The following is a 14,252-nucleotide window of genomic DNA, read 5'->3' as shown; positions in this document are numbered from 1 at the left end:
AAATTAATTATCTGCATCCACTTATTTTACTCCCACACTCATCTCTACGTAGTTTTCTTCTGCATGGGTTCTTTTGTATTCTACAAACACTGGAGTTCGTTGTTCTAATCCATTGCGTTTGATGTAATTGATTAATTCCCAATACTTGTCTTGTGATTTAGTATCAAAGTCATCCATTACACGAGTCATTATCATTGGGTCTATTGAAAAATAGCTTCTAAAATAGAATTGTTCAGTTGATCGTGTATTAAAATTATCCTCTTCAATCGATAGAAAGATTTCTGCTGTCATAACTTTATCACTTGGATCACTAATTATTGAAAAAAACATAGCTCCAATTGGATGAAAACCCAGTTCTTCCAGGATAGAAACAAAATCTTTAATTGCTTCATCAATTTCTTCAGGAAGAAAGTTGTAATACTTGGAAACCACATTACGATAGGCTATCCGATGATTATCCGTAATCATACTTCATTGCTCCGATTCTGGATTGGGATATACAAATCAATAATAAAATCTCCGTAGACTTCTAATAATACACAATAGAAAGTATCCTCGATTGGAATATTCACTTTTGCAGCATAATCTTTTATTTTTTGATAAGCTGCATGAAAATCGACTTCCTGATCTGCTTGGCGCATGACCAGAGCTTCTCTAACATAAAAATTCTCGTGAAATTGATAATGTGTTTCATCATCTAATTTGACTGGTTCATTAATTGGTAAATAATACGTAAAGTGACCAAATTTCTCCTCATTTTGCTCCGGAGCTACGGAGAAGAATATAGGTCCATTTTTATAAATATCGTTAGCTAATGTAAAATCTTCCATCAAGAATATTCCCTCTTGCCAATCTTTCCTTAACTGCCTTGTTTCGTAGACTAATAGATTATCAAATTGAAGTGAACGCACCTCAATATTCATATTATGCACCCTTTCTACCCATTGGTTTCAATTTTCCATTTTTATTATAGTTAAAACTGTCAAAGCGATATTTGCAGTATAGTATGACTAGCTGTTCGGGAAGAACGAAAAGCATTGTATAGAACAAAGAAAAGCAAAAAATCATCATTATTGTAGTCTCTATATCTGCTAAACCAAATGTTCTAACAAGGAACTGAAGAACAAAGACCAAACCTATACTGGCTGTAATAATTATTGGCATATATGATTTAATATCTAATTCTAGTTTAGATCTTAACCCATCTCTTTTTGATTCTTTTCGGTATGCACCGCTCTTTAATAGAATATAAAACCTAATACAAGTAACTACAAATGTCAATAGACCGAATAACAGCGTAATATAGGCTAAAGTTAATAAAGACGATTCGGAATCAACGTTTTGTCCTATAAAAAATAATGCCATCAAGTAAAAACTTATCCCGCCTATATTTTGTGATCCCAAAATAACCAGTAAGTATTGTATCTTTTGATATTTCTTATATAAAGTCTTTATTGAAAAAATTGCTGAAAGTACAACAAGACTGATTGTTATAATTAGGTGTATATAATAAATATTATTTATAAATGGGAAATTGGAAGAATCTGCTGCAACGACATATACCAAAAAGAATAGTAGTGGTTGAAAAATAACACATAGAACGAGGGTGAAAGCCAAAGAATTTGGGCTTTGCCTCCCGGATTCCAAAGGACCTCTTAATACTGCAAAATCTTCCTCTTTTAATCTGCTTAACATTATTGGTCTTACCTCCTATTTTAACTAAACCAACCTTTTATCTTATGAATAGCGCCTTTTGCCCTATCCATAACTGATTTATCACTTTTACCAAAACCTTGATTTAATGCCCAATTCGCAGTTAAACCAGCAATTACCCCTACAGCGGTTCCTACGCCTGGGATTGGTATAGCTACCGTGAATAGTGCAACACTCCCCGCCTGAACTGCACCACTAACCGCTACATCAACCGTTGTATCTACTACAGTTCGTGAATGAGCTTCCTTTCCGCTCAAGCCATCAGCTTGTGCGTTATGATAATTACTATAGTAGCTTAATCCAGCGCCTAATGGACCGAGTGCTTTTGTCGACCCTTTCACTACACCACTGTTAGCAATTCCTTTCACATTTACTGTATCCTTTAAGCCTTCAACTGCTCCTTTACCAGTAGCTTTAGCAACAGTTTTAGCTTTCTCTTTAATCGACGCCTTGTCATTCAATGCTTCTATTGCGGGATGCTTATTTATTAGATTTGTTCCTGTTTTTGACCATATTTGTTTCCCAGTTTTCTTATCGTAATAATTCATTGGAGCATTTTGTTGATACTTCAATTTTGTTGCATCGTTCCAATGCGCCTTCGGATTCCCACCTTTTTTCTTCTTATTTAGAGCTTTTCGAGCATGTGCATCTGGCTGTACTGCTAATGCTTTTAATGCATCCTCTGTAGCCGTAATTCGATAGGTTACTTTCCCGTTTTTCGTATACGTTGTTACACTTAATCCTTGATTTGTCGCTGCTTTAGCAATTGCCCGACTTGATGTCAAACCTGTAACTGCAGTGTTAACTCTTTGAAGCCCTAATACAAAACCATTTAAGGCTAATAATTCATTTTTTGCAGTTCCACTTTTGAAATCATTAAATCGTGCTTCTCCCTTTTCAGTTCCGGCAGCCGCTATTGTTTTTTCGATGTAGTGTAGAAATTCTTTTGTATTGGCTACTCTAGATTTTCCTTCTTTTGTAAAATTAGACAAATTTTTATCAAGTTCAATTATAACATCTTCAACTTCTCTTTTTGAACTAGTTACCGAATACAGTTCGGGTGCACTTACACTACTTATATCACTTACTTTTTGAATCGTGCTTTCAATTGATTGATGGTATCCTCTCAACTTTGTATACTCTAAATCAACTTTACCTTCTGTTTCATTTAAATAGTTACTATCTATAATTGCTGTTGAGCTTGAATCTACACTTTCTCCAAATACGTTTATATGATTATCTAAATTAGTTTCAAGTTTCAAAAACAACTCTTGAAAGTTATCAATAACTGAGCCGTGTAATTCATTAAAATAATTTTTGGCATTACTGGCTGCCTTCCCAGAAAAGGAATCCATTGCGTTTATTTGTTCAATATTAGATTTAATACTATCCAATGCTGCGATAATGTCACCTGCAGCAGATCCTAATTCATGAGAAAGCTCATTTACTTCAGATATATCAACCTTATTTCCCACTTTAACTCCTCCCCTCTACGCTCGTATTGCCTTTGTCCCATTACTTACATGATTATGCTGTCGTGCCAAGTCTTCATCATTCTGACGCATTTGCTCCCCTACATTGTTCAATGTACTAATGTCTTCATCGAGTAGCATTTTATACTTATTTATTAACTCGACAGCTTTAATTATATTTTCCAAGTCATTTGTGAATGGCGTAATATTCGTTTTTTTAAAGGTTTGATTTGCATGAATTTTACTTTCTAAATTTGAAAGTGAACCTCTTAACTTCTCAATATTAGAACGAAATACTTCACTATTAATCCCAACCTCTTCTGCCATTACATTCACCCCTTCTCGTCAATACTAATTTGATTTTCTAAAGACTTGAATATTACCTGCAGATTATTTAAACAGTTTGTATAAAACAAAGTGGTTGCACAACCCTATTTATTCATCAACAATTCCGTCCTTCTCATCTTTCGTCTTCTAACATAATTCTACCAATAAACTCATTCCCTCTCCGCAATACTAATTTGATTTTCTAAGGACTGTAGTGTTGAATGCAGATTATTTAAACCGTTCGTATAAACTAATCTGCTTTGCTCAGTCCGCCTTATCTCATCATCGATTCCGTCCTTAGCATCTTTCGACTTTCTAACATAAGCCTGCACACTATCTTGATAAGTAGCGTAACGATCATAAAATTTCGTTTCATTAGTACCCTTCCACCAACTACTATCAACTGACAGGGAGTCAATTGCGCTCTTACTTGACTCCAATGCAGTTATAGAGGATTGCAAACTATTCGAAGCTGCCTGTAATCTAGCAATTTTATCAGCAAGAATATTTATTTGTTCCCTAGAATTACTCATTCCCTGTAATACAGTAGACCTTTGCCGTCGCAATAAACTCAAGTCCGTGCTCATTCTTAACTACCTCCCTATTCCGGAATTTTTAATTTCACATGTTGATGGTCCATGGCGAAATAACATTCAAACGGGTTCGGATATGTTTCTTGCCTTATATATGGCTGCTTGAATATGTCTTGATCACCTAGTCGCATGCTGATTAACCCTACAGTAGACTGGTTTCTAACATATTTAGCTACTTGCTCAAAGCTAAGTCCGATATAACTGTAGTCTCCACACAAAACAAAATGGATACCTACTTTTGCGCCTTGTTCGAGCAAGACGGTTATTTCATCCTCAGCAAGATTACTTCGTTTACAGAAATCCTCTAAGTCTGTTATTTGGACAATCCAATTGATACTATTTTCATTATTTTTTAGACGACTGTTAATTTCCGTTAATAAATCTTCTTTTACTGCAACGATTCCATTATGCTCAGAAATGTAAGCGTTCATCCTTTTTCCGATTTCGACTAACTTTTGTTCACTTGTATCAATAAGCATGGTTTGGTAAGAACTGGACAAGTTCGATATATTTTTTGCTAAGGATTGGTTCAGTTTATCGAGTCCATCTCTCCTATCACTCACTACAGTCAGATGACCATGCCTGCTAGGATTAAATGCAACAGGTTCCACCTCTTCAAATTCCAGACCTAGTGGAAGTAGATTGCTTTCTATTAACTCTTTTGTCTTTCTTTGTTTTTTAAACTGATTGAAGTCCAGAACCCCTTCAGGAATCATCGGAATTCCCTCCGGCCGCTCACCTTCCCAATGTTCATCCATTTCATTGGCAATTTCTTGAATGGAACTGATAACTTCCAGCGCTTCCTCGCCTTTTGTCGGCAACATCGTTTGAAACAGAACTGGATCCTCTAGTTTAATTAGTCCGCGTCCAGCAATTTCTTCTAATTCAATCTCTGTTCTCCCTACAATCGTGCGTACCTCTGTTGTTTCAATTAAATAAAGTGATATTTGTGTTTTGATATTTGAAATGAGTGGCATGCGCATGGCACTTTGTCTACCTGCACTAATTACTAAATGAATGCCGATACTTGCTCCCTCACGTGCAATTTGCGTCATTAACTTCTCAAACTCATCGGAAAACTCCGCCTCCCGTACGGAATCGTAGTTATCCAGAATGATACATATATTCGGTACTGTTTCGCCGCTGGCTTTCTCATACATTTCCATATTTGCTACACCATAATGGCTTAGTTTCTGCTTACGTTCTTTCATTTTCGTTGTTAATAAACGAAGTAGTTTACCAATTTTCTCTTCCTCATCAATGAGAAGGGTGTCTGCAACATGTGGAATATTTTTCAATGGTAATAATCCATTCGTACCAAAGTCTAATAAATACAATTGCAATTGCTCTGGATTATGCTGGCGCACGAAGTCCATGACAACCGTTTGTAAAAAGGTAGATTTCCCATATCCCGGGCTTGAGAACACCGCAATATGACCGTCTTTTGTTAGATTGAGTGTAAGAGGAGTCTGTGCCTGCAATTCTGGTTGATCCAATAGCCCAATCGTAGCCTGTAACGGCTTCTTCGGCTCCAGCCACGCTTCTTCAAAGCTTACAGGATGTAGTTCCTCTGGAAAGATTCGCTCTGGAAGCGGTGGAAGCCATGGACGTGCTAATGGCTTAATTTGTTTTGCCTCTGTAAAGTCTGCAATATAATCAATTACCGCATCTAGCTCTGTTGACGTCTTTTCAATCTCTTCCTTTTTTTCTAATCCACTTAAATCCTCTGTTAAAATGTCATATTGACCTAGCTCATTAATCGCATAGATCGTTGTGTCTACATATTCGTGATCATCTTTATCTGGAACATAGGCCGCTCCACTCCATGCGCTTTGAAATAATTCATAAATTTCATTATTTCCTACTTGTAAATAAGCACGCCCTGGCAAGGTAATTTCTGCAGCATCCGGTGTTTTCAATATTTCATTCGAGTCACTCTCATTTTGTACTTTTAATGCCAGCTTAAATTTGGAGTTTGACCAGATTTGATCGTCTACCACACCGCTTGGCTTCTGTGTTGCCAAGATTAAATGAATCCCTAGGGAACGCCCAATTCTTGCAGTTGAAACAAGTTCCTTCATGAAGTCCGGTTGCTCCGACTTTAGTTCAGCAAACTCATCAGAGATTAAGAATAAATGTGGCATCGGTTCACTTGCTTTTCCTTGTTTAAAGAGCTTTTGATACTGGTTAATATGATTTACATGATGTTCCCCGAAGAGCCGTTGCCTTTTTTGTAATTCGGCCTTGATTGATGCAAGTGCCCGCATTGATTGTGCACGTTCCAAGTTTGTTATTGTTCCTAGTAAATGTGGCAACTGTTTAAATAAATTCGCCATTCCCCCACCTTTATAATCAATTAGTAGAAATGCAACCTCATACGGGTGGAAATTTACTGCAAGCGAAAGAATATACGATTGAATAATTTCTGATTTTCCCGATCCAGTCGTACCAGCAACTAAACCATGGGGGCCGTGTGCTTTCTCATGTAAATTTAACTGCACAATATCTTCTTTACCACGCAAGCCAAGTGGTACGGCGAGACTTTTATACGTCTCATTAACATTCCAGCGTTTAGATATTGCTAACTCTTCTACCTTCTCTACACCATACATTTCTAAAAATGTGACACTTTCAGGAATCGAATTTTTTAAGTTCTGCAAATGATTAATCGGTGCTAATGCACGGGATATTTCTTCTTTATTAAAATTTTTCGGGAAATGATCAGGCGTAAAATGCTTGTTCACTAATTCCCCTTCCTCCAAAATAATCGTCCCGTTTTTAGTATCGCGAATATCGATTACCGTTTTCACATGTTCTGGTAGTGCCTGCATCACATCCTGAACAAAGACTAAAGAAACGCCCAATTCACTTGGATCTTCATTAAAAAACTCCATCACGGTATGATCTAGAATCATTTTTTCATCGGTAACAAGTACCATATAATGTGGTGAAAAATACGTTTTCTCATGTTGACTCGTTTTTTCATTTAATATATTCTGACGTTCCTTTAATAACTGATACAGGGAATGAAGAACCTGATCGCGTGACCGCTCATGATAGACGAAGCCACGAACATTCACATCCCGAACACTTGCATGTGGAAGCCAGCGCATCCAGTTCCACTGCTCTTTTTCCTCTTGTGGGAAAACCGTAATAAATTGCAAATCATGATAGCTATGAAACAAGGAAAGCTGCATCACCATTAATTGTAGCTGTTCAATAACTAGCTGCCGATGACCAATATAACCAACAGGTCCTTTATTAAACGAGGTAACGACTGGGACATTCGTAATTTCCTTATATTGCTGGAGCAATTCGATTGCCTCTTCAACCAGTTCATCCTTCTCTTGTGTAAATTCTTCTTCATTAAATTCAATTTCAAAGCTTGAATCAACCTTACCTAATCCTGTACGAAAACTGAGGAAATCATGGTGGTAAATCGTTTTTTCATAAATTCTCGCTGTTACTCCTATGGCCATCTCCTTGATTTGCTCCACTGTAGGATAATGATACGTCAGAGCGTGCCGTTGTTCTTCACTCGCTTCAAAAAGCTCCTTCGTTTTACGCTGTAAATAAGCTTTATAGCTCTCTTCTCTTTCCTTCATATCTGTCTTATATTTTTTGACACTTTTCACATAGGACGTAATCGAGAATATGATCGTGACGATTGTTACAGAGAGCATGACCATAATATAAATTCCCCGTGGCTGTACAAGCGAAATAAGAACAAGCGCAACAATTAAAACGAGTGGTGGCACAATCGTTCGTGCCAGTTGCTCGCTTGGTTTTGATGGCTTATTGGACGGTTTGGCAATTGTCCGCTTATCCTCTGGCTCCCGATAGATGATTCTTGGTGAACGGTGGTAGTCTGGATATTCTCCTTGATAGGGATGATCCTTATCAATTAACGCAACTAACCGCGAACGAAATGGTTTTTTCGAGGCAGTAATTTGTATATCATTATGATTAACAACAATGATGACACCATCGATAAATAGTTGATCACCTGGTTCGACCGTTACCTGCCCCTTCACAATGGCAAAATTATGGTAAACATCTCCTTGCTGTACATCCAATGTAAAAGGGAGTGTTGCTTCTCTTCGTAACAGGACGAAGTTAGCTGTTGTATCATGTATCACTACATCATCGTAGTCAGAAGCACTACATGTAATGGACTGTTTACCAGCAATATCATAAAAATACCCCTGATCCAAATGAAGTAAATAAAATTCCATGGCTTGACCTGATACCTGTTTGGAAAGGTGATTATGGAAAAGCTCCTCCCCAACTCTACAAGCTTTCCCATCCCATTTGACTGTCAAAGAACCATTGAGCCCAGGAAAAGTTAGATTGTCTAACCAAGCATTACCTACAGTAATTTCTTTTGGTGTATCCTCAACTAAATGGCATTTATGTAATTGATGATGATAGGTAACCATGAGTAATTTTTGTGCCATTTCTTTCTCCCTTTCTAACGCAAAAGCAAATATTATTCATTCCGCTAATGACTGCTTTTAATCTTCGTCTTCCGTTTCAACTTGTTCTTCCGTTTCTTCTTCATCTGTTTCTTGCTTTTCCATATCATCGATTATTTCACTCGTCGTTTCCTCCACTTGCTCCGCCCCATCACCATCTATGTTGTAATCCTCACTATATTGTCTTAATTGATCCTGTAATGCATTCACTTCTTCGTCTCGTTCTGTACCTGTTAGTGTCGGATCATTTTTGGCCTGTTCTATTTTCTTTATGAGTCCATACATAATAAGCTGTGGGTCATCCATGTACTTTGCCTTATCAATAGACTCATCAAATTGACCACGACCATTGTAAATCCAATAAACCAAATAATCTGGAGCGCTTTTCAAACTTACATGCTTTAAAATAACCTCTTTCTCTTTCCCTGATAGATTCTCAACTTGTATATAGGAATAAGCTAAAATATATTTCGTTTGACTTGGCAAATCTTCAGGATCCGTTCCTTCTAATGTAGAAATTACACTACCATAATCAGATGCAAGAAAACCTCCATGGGCATCCAATAAATCACCTTGATAAGGATCTTTTACAAAGCCATAATAGGTAAGTGGTGCAGCCAGTAGTATGGATACAATGATCATGATGATTGCGAGTTGTTTAAAGAGGCGAAATCGTTTTCTAAGAACAAGTTCCATTGTGCTTTCGGTTTTCTTTTGTTCCTTTAGATAACTGTCGAACAGAAAGGTTTTGAGCTGGGCAAGATCATTAATTTCACTGATCTGACGTTCAAATTCAGTATCCGTCGCATTTTGCAAGGAACCATTATACAACTGCTCGAATGTATATTTTTTGGAAAAAAGAGCAATGCTCAAACATTTATACTGTTTTAAGAAAGCTGCTTCATCCATTTCAAACGGGGGTACCATGTTGCGTAGACCTCGATAAATAATAACTGGCATCAAATTTTCATCATACATCATATTATCTGGATGCAGAAAGAATGTGAGTCTCGTAGATAGATAACTTTCGAGTTTTGCAATATTACATAAAAGCCTTAACTTATCATTCTTATTTAGCTTCCCGGCTTGTGACCAGTTTCTTCGATTCGGATCGATTGGATAGGAGATAAGAAATGCATCGAGTTCTTCAACGATTTGAATAGGAACAAATGATTCCGAGGGGTTCAACATCAAGTCCATTTGCCTGATATCTGTTACCTTTGTTTGTGACTTCGGCAATTGAAGTTGCCAATGGTCCTTCTGTATATGAAATTGTAGGGAGATATTCTCCATCTGTATCGTTTTATGCTCCATATGAATTGACTCCTCCGTAAATTAACAACCCAAAAATCATTTTTATAAGACCACTAGAATATCCCCGTCCGTAACTGGAAAATCTGTTAATTGGTCGTCATCAGCTAGTAAAATATTTTTGGTAATTACTTTGATTGAACTGCGCGTCCCTGCACGATAATCCAGATTTAAAATTTCCATCACATACTGTAGTAGTTGTTTGACGGATAATTGTATCGGAATTCGCAAATCATACATTCCACCTTCATTTACCCATTTACTAAAATCCATTGTCACATTAATATGCGTATTCTGAGCCATCATCCATCTCCTATTCAAACAGTTTTTGCATCATAAAATAAAGGCCACCGCAAAGCAGGAGGGCTAGTGCTGTTAACGTTACTAAAAACGTATTTCCAAAACCAGAGCCACTATCTTCTAAACTCACTTGGTTGGTAGATGATGAAGCAGAACTCGTATAATCACTTGCAAATAAAGAAGCTTTAATATCTAGTGCTGTCGTATTTGAATCGATTTCTGTAGTAAATAAGGAACGTTCCAATCTTTCAAGGGATGCTTCGTTCTCTTTTTTTACTTCTGTAAACCAGACTTGTGTCTCTTCTGTAAATAGTGTTGGAAAAACCTTTTCTAGTTCTGTTTCATTCATTTGCGTACGCTCACTGTCACCCTTAATGATTCGATCAACCTTTATCTGTAAACCACCAGATTCATGTTCCATATCATTCATATTTGTTTCTGCTGATGTCTGATTCACATCAAACATCAGCAGAATGAAAGCTACTATAAAGAATAAATTAACTTTCAGCTTTGACTTCATTGTCTAGATCCCTTTCTCCTTTTGCATCATTTAAAACGAGCAAATTAGCTAAAGCTCCGATTACAACCACCCCAGTAATAACTAGAAATGCGAGTGGATAATTTACGGTGTCTTGAGGTATACGTAACAACAGTGATTCAACGTATTGTAAAGGTGAAGCCTTTCTTAATCCTTCTAATCCCGTTATACCAAAGCCGAGTGCATTTGTTAAAAATAAATACAGGCTTAAAGTAATCAGCAAGATAAACATACCAATCATTTTTAACTGTCTTAATAAGTACGTTGCAACGAGTAGCATCGCGGTCACTAACAAAATAATTAATGCTGTGAGCAATACCATATTTCCGTCACTAATAGTTAAGAAATAGCTGGAAGTGACACCAATTATTGTCCCTTCTAACACACCGATTCCTGCAGTAATTAATGTAATTGGCGTGTTCCAAGCAATCAATGACTTCTCGGTCGCAAATTGATCCGTATCAGTTCGTTTTTGCGTAATGGTTGAAATCACATAGGATGTAAATAAGACAACAATAAAGCAGATTAGAACAAGGAAATACGGTGTAAATGTTTGATTCGCTGTAATTGTTCCTGCATTGCTTGTTTGTACTGGATTAGAAAGAAAATCATATAGATTCTCATTTTCTCTTTCGCCAATACGACTATTCGCAAGTACACCCGCAAAGTTTTCTGCAAATTGCTGATCCTCCAGGAGCTTATTTGTCATGTCTACCGACAATACTTCAGCCTGGTTGACCAAAGCCACACCACTCTCTTCAATCGTTTCTGCCTGAAGATCGATATGATCAAACGTTTCATACACATGTTCAGCGGAATCGAAGCTACCCTGTGCTTGCTCTGCAAGTGATTCACTTGTCATTAAGAGCGGCCTGAACGCATCGCTCAAGGTCATAATCGCCATTTGTTCGCCATCATCATTTGCTTGAATTTCCATTTGCTCATTCAGCATAGCATTACTTTTTTCTCGCCACGCATCCACTTTTGCTAAGGTTTCTCCAAGTGCTTCATTCAATGCAATTGCTTGCTCTCCTGTAGCTACAACTTGCTGTACAAACTGTTCAACATTATTAGCTGCTTGCTGGGCCTCCTGGCGATACAACCGGATTTGTGCTTCTAGATTTGCTAAAGGCTGACGAATTTCCTCCGTTACGCCATCAATGACTTGATTCACAATGTAATCGTTTAGTAGGTCTGCAATGTCTTTCTCATTAAATAAATGATAGAGCGATAATTTAGATTCAGCTCCCCATTCTGTCAATCGTTTTTGATTCAGATTGGTCCTTAAATCCTCAGATCCCATTTCTAGCCCAAAATAGCTTTCATACGACGAGAACAATTTTTGATAAGGGCTTACCGTATTTATAACCGTATTAATCAGGTGTTTTGTTGCATTATCCATCTTTTTAAGTGGTGACATCACTTCATGACGAATCGTATGATTGATCACTTTTACTTTTTCAATTTCAGGTGTTTCTTCGTCATCTTCAGTTTCTTCTTCATTTCCTAGATCATCACCAGTTGTGTCTGAATCATTGTCACCTTCATCTGGCTGTCCCTCTGAAGATTCATCCTCTTCCGGTGTACTCTCTTCGTCGGTTCCGTCAGAATGATTATCGTTCGTGTCATCTGTCTGGTCTGTGCTTTCTTCCGATTCTGCTTGTTTTTCCTCTTTTTCAGTTAAATCACCTTGCTCGTCAGCTAACTCATCCGCCAATTGATTCTCGGATTGCTCTTCTTTGGCATCAACATGCTGGCTTGCAACTAATGGTACGCTTGCCATTTTTATAGCAACTTCTTCTGGTACATCGACATCGGTAATGTCTTCTTGATACAGTTCCCATCCCCAAGTAACTGGCTGGTATATATCTATTTCTCTGTCTTCATCCAGAAGACTTAGCGTTACATCGACAGTGAAATTACCTTTTTGATTAGCAGGCAGTTTAATTTCGCCATTTTCAATATAAAGCGCTGTATAATCTGCTTCTTCACTTTTTGGCAGTGTCAGTGATAACCTTTTTACCGAATATGCTTCTGGTATCATTAGTTTAAATGTTTGTCCAGTCTTCTTATTTTTCGGAAGCTCGACGGTATCTGACATCGTTACCCCATTTGTACTTAGGTGTTGCTTAAGCGCCTTTATTTCCTCTGATAAAATTTTGTCACCATCGATACGAGGCGCAACAAATTCAATTTCTTTATTATATTTATTTGTTACCGCTATAACATTTTTTATTTCCGTTACCGTTTGAGCTGGTAAACCATATCCACTAAAGTCCGCTTCATTCAAGGACGGTAGTCTAGAGATTTGCTTACGAATGTCAGCTCTTACGTTTGCATCTGGATTTTCAAATAATGTATTGATATTCAACTGATTATCTTCGGCAAATGCATTAGCCAAAAGGTCAGACAAGCGGTTCGATACCTTATTTTTAAAGCTACTCGGATTCTCTGGATCTAACAGCTCATATAATTTCAACTCGGTATCTTCGACTTTTTTAAGCGATGATTGTAAATGATCCTGCAGCGCTAATGATCCATTCATAATATTGGTACTACCGAATCCAACTGGTTGGTTATACACCATTGTATTTATTGCATCATTTCCTCTTTGCTGAAACTGCTGATTAATAATCGTATTGGCAGCTTGCAGTTGTTCAAGCTGACGATCTACATCTTGATGGTTTAAATCGTTATGGTATTCATTAAAAACTTCATAAAAGTATAATAAAGATTGACGATTCGTTTCTTTTAATTGTGCAACTTCATCAAGATTAGATACATAGTCTTGCTCTAATTCAGCTCCACTTACTAATTTTTCCTCATAGGCCTTCAACATTTCTTCAAAGCCGCTAAAACTATTTTTCGATAAAGCTGTGTTATCTTTAATTTGACCGAATTGACTCGTATACCCTTCCAATGGGTTATAGATCGCACTGTTATATGTATTTGTATGTAGTGCCTGTTTTTCTATTATTTCCCCAATATTGTCCTGTGCATCTTGAAGATTACCGATAATACTAGCAAAATAAACATCAATAATGCGGCGGTTAAAGTCATTCAGTATTTGACTAGCTGTTTTTTCTGCTTCAACACTAACTCTTTCATTTTCCGATGCATTAATTTTATAACTTAGCACAACTGGCTCTGGCGCTTCCGATTCGAAAGATAGTGCCTTTATAGTAAAATCGTTCGGGATGATAACCATCATGTCATATGTATTTCTCTCCAGGCCACTTTCCGCAACACCCCGACTAACAACATACCAGTCGTGTTCATTATTACTATCTACACTCTTGACAAATGCATCACCAAACACTAACTCGCCACCATTAAACGTAGCACCCTCATCTTCATTTACAAGAGCTATTGCCATTTTCTGTGTTTTATTAGGCGTTTCATGTTGCGTTTCTGCTTCTTGATTCAAAACAAGAAAAGATAAACCTGAGGCGAGTAAAATGATTAACACGAAGAAAAGTAACCATCGCTTATCCATATATTTCATTTGCTACTTCAGCTCCTG

General features: G+C 37.3%; 11 protein-coding genes. All 11 read right to left on the bottom strand.

Annotated features, from left to right (window positions below; all coding sequences use genetic code 11):
• Positions 1–21: 21 nt before the first annotated feature.
• The 11 genes from MN204_RS18050 to esaA all read right to left on the bottom strand — a co-directional run bounded on the left by MN204_RS18050 (position 22) and on the right by esaA (position 14,234).
• Positions 22–468 (bottom strand): DUF5085 family protein, encoded by a 447-nt coding sequence (locus MN204_RS18050; protein WP_249872495.1) that lies wholly within the window; start codon positions 466–468, stop codon positions 22–24.
• Positions 465–923 carry a DUF5085 family protein gene (locus MN204_RS18045; RefSeq protein WP_249872494.1) on the bottom strand — a complete coding sequence of 153 codons (459 nt, stop codon included), beginning with the start codon at positions 921–923 and terminating at the stop codon, positions 465–467. The genes MN204_RS18050 and MN204_RS18045 overlap by 4 nt, the downstream gene beginning before the upstream one ends.
• A gap of 1 nt (position 924) precedes the next feature.
• A complete protein-coding gene (locus MN204_RS18040; protein WP_249872493.1) occupies positions 925–1,695 on the bottom strand; it encodes a hypothetical protein in 771 nt (256 codons plus the stop codon).
• A 20-nt stretch (positions 1,696–1,715) separates the two neighbouring features.
• A complete protein-coding gene (locus MN204_RS18035) occupies positions 1,716–3,188 on the bottom strand; it encodes a T7SS effector LXG polymorphic toxin (protein WP_249872492.1) in 1,473 nt (490 codons plus the stop codon).
• A gap of 15 nt (positions 3,189–3,203) precedes the next feature.
• Complete coding sequence (locus MN204_RS18030; RefSeq protein ID WP_249872491.1) at positions 3,204–3,512, bottom strand: TIGR04197 family type VII secretion effector; 309 nt, start codon at positions 3,510–3,512, stop codon at positions 3,204–3,206.
• 170 nt (positions 3,513–3,682) lie between these two features.
• A complete protein-coding gene (locus MN204_RS18025) occupies positions 3,683–4,099 on the bottom strand; it encodes a YwqH-like family protein (RefSeq protein ID WP_249872490.1) in 417 nt (138 codons plus the stop codon).
• A gap of 14 nt (positions 4,100–4,113) precedes the next feature.
• Positions 4,114–8,562 (bottom strand): type VII secretion protein EssC, encoded by a 4,449-nt coding sequence (gene essC, locus MN204_RS18020; RefSeq protein WP_249872489.1) that lies wholly within the window; start codon positions 8,560–8,562, stop codon positions 4,114–4,116.
• 57 nt (positions 8,563–8,619) lie between these two features.
• Positions 8,620–9,894, bottom strand: coding sequence for a type VII secretion protein EssB (essB, locus tag MN204_RS18015; RefSeq protein WP_249872488.1), 1,275 nt, complete (start codon positions 9,892–9,894; stop codon positions 8,620–8,622).
• A gap of 42 nt (positions 9,895–9,936) precedes the next feature.
• Entirely contained in the window at positions 9,937–10,194 is a 258-nt protein-coding gene (locus MN204_RS18010; RefSeq protein WP_249872487.1) for an EsaB/YukD family protein, read from the bottom strand.
• A gap of 10 nt (positions 10,195–10,204) precedes the next feature.
• A complete protein-coding gene (essA, locus tag MN204_RS18005) occupies positions 10,205–10,711 on the bottom strand; it encodes a type VII secretion protein EssA (protein ID WP_249872486.1) in 507 nt (168 codons plus the stop codon).
• Entirely contained in the window at positions 10,689–14,234 is a 3,546-nt protein-coding gene (gene esaA / locus MN204_RS18000) for a type VII secretion protein EsaA (RefSeq protein ID WP_249872485.1), read from the bottom strand. Before esaA ends, essA begins: the two co-directional genes overlap by 23 nt.
• Positions 14,235–14,252: the final 18 nt, after the last annotated feature.

The sequence above is a fragment of the Oceanobacillus saliphilus genome (assembly GCF_023522835.1).
GTDB lineage: Bacteria > Bacillota > Bacilli > Bacillales > Amphibacillaceae > Oceanobacillus > Oceanobacillus saliphilus.
This window is presented reverse-complemented; position numbering and strand designations above follow the sequence as displayed.